We start from the raw sequence: 335 nt of genomic DNA on the forward strand, positions 1-335 counted from the left end.
TCACCACACTTTGTCATAGGGCAGAGTGTGTTTTTTTGTTTAGAGGAAGGAGTGTGGATGGTGAAGGTTTGGCATTATGCGTCTCTAGTATTTTTAGCTGGATGCTGTTTTGGAATATTATCAACCTTTGTTAAGTTAGCATACGGGGCCGGATTTTCGGTTGGAGAAGTGACGGGTGGACAGTTTCTTACAGGAACAGTTCTTATCTTCTTGTTGTCTTTGTTCACGAAAAGAACAAAGCTATCATTAAGACAATCTCGAGAATTGCTACTGGCAGGCATGCCGATGGGGTTAACGGGTATTTTCTATTATATTTCATTACAAACACTTGATGC

The 335-nt window shown here is 40.6% G+C and carries 1 protein-coding gene; it reads left to right on the forward strand.

The window, feature by feature from the left end:
* Positions 1–60: 60 nt before the first annotated feature.
* On the forward strand, positions 61–335 hold a 275-nt coding region (locus KH400_RS23260; protein ID WP_369009394.1), incomplete at its 3' end, for an EamA family transporter.

Origin of the sequence: Desertibacillus haloalkaliphilus, assembly GCF_019039105.1 — a bacterium.
GTDB lineage: Bacteria > Bacillota > Bacilli > Bacillales > KJ1-10-99 > Desertibacillus > Desertibacillus haloalkaliphilus.